This is a genomic window from Streptomyces sp. N35 (genome assembly GCF_016464295.1).
Taxonomy (GTDB): domain Bacteria; phylum Actinomycetota; class Actinomycetes; order Streptomycetales; family Streptomycetaceae; genus Streptomyces.
Genome location: NZ_JAEIMH010000120.1, coordinates 18303 through 21211 on the forward strand (window position 1 = coordinate 18303; position 2909 = coordinate 21211).

General features: G+C 64.1%; 2 protein-coding genes. Both read left to right on the forward strand.

Annotated elements, in window-relative coordinates; all coding sequences use genetic code 11:
- Positions 1–260 precede the first annotated feature (260 nt).
- Positions 261–1616: a hypothetical protein gene (locus JAO81_RS38510; RefSeq protein ID WP_199552657.1), complete on the forward strand. Its 1356-nt coding sequence runs from the start codon at positions 261–263 to the stop codon at positions 1614–1616.
- A gap of 14 nt (positions 1617–1630) precedes the next feature.
- Positions 1631–2644, forward strand: a complete 1014-nt coding sequence (locus JAO81_RS38515; protein ID WP_199552658.1) for a ParA family protein — start codon at positions 1631–1633, stop codon at positions 2642–2644.
- The last annotated feature ends 265 nt before the right edge of the window (positions 2645–2909 follow it).

Genomic DNA, 2909 nt, shown 5'->3' on the forward strand with positions numbered 1-2909 from the left:
CCGCTGGTTTCGTTGACGAAACCAGCGGCGTGGCAGGCACCCGAGAGCGTGAGCGGAATGCCCGTAATGTGACGTGGCTCTGAGCCCTTGCGAGCGCAGGTTTGTCTCGATCGCCTTGATCAACACGCTATCGTTCTGGCGATCCGTGTCATGTCGAACTTGGAGTCTGGATGCCGCGCGCCAACAATAAGAGGAAAGATCCTGTACCTCCTCCCCCGGCGCCTCCGGCCCCGGCGGTCCCTGCGACCGGTGGCCCATCCATGGCTCCACGTGGTCAGTTCAACCGACGGCAAGAGGGCCAGCGCTTCCTCACGCCGCTGACGTCGATCGCTCCCAGCCCCCGGAACCTCCGTGAGGAGTGGGAGTACGAGACCGACGAGTTCGACGAGTTCAAGACCAACATCGACAACACCGAGGTGATTCAGGACCCGGCCGTCAGCTCGGTCGAGGCCTTCATCGCCAAGTACCCCACGCACGCTGGCTCCTTCGGCGCCGACGTGGAATGGGTACTGCTAGCCGGTGAGCGACGCTATCGGGCCTTGCTAGCCACAAAGACGCCTGATGCATCCGTCGCGGTGGTCCTGAGAGACCAACTCCTGGAGAAGGGCGACTTTGTCCTCCTCAGCGAGAACAACTTCCGCAAGGGCTTCGATGTAATCCAGGAGGCCCTGATCCTCAAGCGCATCCGCGACGAGGAGGGACTGACGTACGACCAGATCCTGGAGCGGCTCGGCGGCGAGCAGACACGCATCAAGAAGCGCTCCGACATCTCCAAGCGGATCAAGCTGCTGGAATTGGATGACGGGCCGCTGCGGCGCGCGATCCGACAGGGAGACATCGGCCTGGAGCCCGCCTACACCCTGGTGAGCCAACTGAAGGAGCCCGCGCGCATCGAACAGGGATGGGCTCTCATGCAGGAGCAGAGCGTCCTGGCGAAGGCGGCCTGTGACATCCTGCTCGATCGCAAGCCGACATCACCCGGGACGGATTCGCGCGGTAGCGAGGGCGGCCCGAAGAGCGAATCCGATAAGCCGCAGACGCCCGCGGACTCGAGTGGGAGCGCAGCGGAGGATGACGCGAGCGGAGGCGAAGGCGGGGACCAACGTGCGCAGAACGGACAGAGTTCTGGCGGCGATGCCTCCAAGTCTCGGCCGAAGGAGGTCCCTGAGGCCCGTCGTAGTTCCGACAAGACCGGCAGTAAGCCGCCCGCTGCCTTCGCCGCGCTGATCGACGAGCGTGTGGGCGCCTGCTCAAAGCTGGTATCCAGCACGGCACCAGGTGTCGTGGACGGGGTCACGCGCAGCCTCGCGGTACACGCCATCCATGAGGCCGAAGCTGCCGCGTTTGTCCTCGCCGCTCAGATCGCCGAACGAGCCGGGATGACTGTCGGCGACAAGTTCGGGTATGTTGCAGCCCTCGAAGCGGCAGACGACGTCGACATCCTGAGGGTGGCGTACGCGGTCGCCCTCGCCTCCGATGAGCTGCACTTCCGCAGCCAAGGAGATCAACTCGACGCCCGTGCCGTCCGCTATCTGAACGATCTGCGTCAGGGAGCCGGCTACGACATCACGGGATACCAACCGGCCCTCGAGGCCGTTTCGTCGGCGAAACTCTGAGCTCTGGAGCTCCCGTGACTCAAGCGACCAGCATCCCACTGCCTGCACAGCGGCCCCTGATCCGGCGGCTCTACCGGCAAGGCCCTCTCGTGATCGTCTTCGCCAACGAAGGGGGCGGCACCCGGAAGACGACCGACATCGTCAACACCGGCGTTGAGCTGGCACAGATGGGTGTGAAGGTAGGAATCGGGGACCTCGACCAGACCATGGCGGCGTCCACCTACCTCGGCTACGGGGTGACGAACCGCAAGTTCTACCCGAACCGCACGGAACAGGTGTACGCGCAGCTCGCGGCGATGCCCAGCATGTACGGCGTCCTCACCAACGAGTGCACCCTCAAGGAAGCGATGGTCCCCGCGCGCACCCGGGTCATGCCCGTCACACGTGGAGAGCAAGGCGAGATCCTTGACGATGGCCGGTGGGACACCGATGAGTGCTTCGAGGTCATTCCGAACCTGCACCTGATCCTGGGCTCGCGTGACATGGCGATCGCGTCCGAGGACATCCGAAACGCCGGCCGGCCCGGATCCCGATCCAAGGCAGGCCTCCACTGGCTGCGCAAGGCCATCGAGGACTTGCCGCAAGGAACCCTGGACGTCCTTCTGCTCGACAGCCGCGGCACCTTCGACACACTGGAACTCACCGAACTCGGCGCCGCCGACTACGTCATCGGGTGCGTGAAGCCGGACACCAAGGACGACGACACCCTCCACGGACTCAAGGCGCTGATCGCCACAGCGCAAGAGCAGTTCGAGTTCTCCGGCGGAGCCGCAGAGCTGCGCTACATCCTCTTCAACGGCTACGCGAAGAACCGGGGCAAGTTCTACCTGGAGATGTTCGATGAGCTCCAGACCTTCTATGGAGACATGCTCTTGCCCTACGTCTCGGAGAACGTTCAGGTGGCCGAGAGCGTGAAGGCGCAGGAGCCGGTCCACTTCTGGATGCAGGGGCAGGACACCCTGGTCGTCGACCAGTTCGGCGCCATCGCCCGCGTCATCGCGCGGGACCTGCAGCTCATCTCCGAGTAGTTTCGTCGACGAAACTACTCAGTCCCTCGAGGGCTCGATCCGAACCACGGATCGGGCCCTCGACGCTTGACGGAAGATCACCATCTGTCGACGATTCGCGGTCGAAGACCCAGGGGCATGCCAAGGCGTCGCTGGACATGGGAATGTGAGAGCTGATCAGTCGAGAGACACAGATAGGGGAGTGGGGCGTGGCGGCGCCACTGAAGCTGACGCGGACACACCGGATATTGATCGGCGTGGTGGTCGCGGGCGCGGTCATCATCGC

Excerpts from the sequence above, each read along its gene's own strand:
- JAO81_RS38510 (WP_199552657.1), top strand. The coding sequence starts at position 261 with ATGGCTCCACGTGGTCAGTTCAACCGACGGCAAGAGGGCCAGCGCTTC.